The sequence below is a fragment of the Serratia sp. J2 genome (assembly GCF_046269175.1).
Taxonomy (GTDB): domain Bacteria; phylum Pseudomonadota; class Gammaproteobacteria; order Enterobacterales; family Enterobacteriaceae; genus Chania; species Chania fonticola_C.
In genome coordinates, this window is record NZ_JBKABN010000122.1 from 1 (window position 1) to 367 (window position 367).

General features: G+C 62.1%; 1 protein-coding gene. It reads right to left on the reverse strand.

Annotation, left to right across the window (positions count from 1 at the left end; all coding sequences use genetic code 11):
• Positions 1–367, reverse strand: a 367-nt coding sequence (locus ACKWMY_RS28365; protein ID WP_409487565.1) for a DDE-type integrase/transposase/recombinase, incomplete at both ends; no start/stop codon positions are given.

A 367-nucleotide genomic window follows, 5' to 3' on the forward strand; every position in this document is an offset into this window, starting at 1 on the left:
CGCTATCAACTGGGACTGCACGGTGACGCGTCGTTCGTCCGGGCAGTGTGCCAGACAGAGCGAGAAGCGTGAATGGTCATCCAGCAAGGTCAGCGGGTGGCAGCGTCCACCGGCAAAGGGGAAGTGGCCTTTAAAGTCCATCTGCCAGAGCCGGTTCGGTGCGTCATGTTCAAAGCGCCCAACGGTAGGAGCCGGTGACGGACCGCCTGGCAGCAAGTCATGACGGCGCATCAGATTATGCACGGTGCTGGCGGCAGGTAGCGTATGCCCCTGCATCTCCAGCCATCGCTTGAGCTTGCGGGCCCCCCACATCGGATGGGCCAGATGAGCAGTGCGGAGGTGTTGGACAACGGAGTCAGGGGTTCTG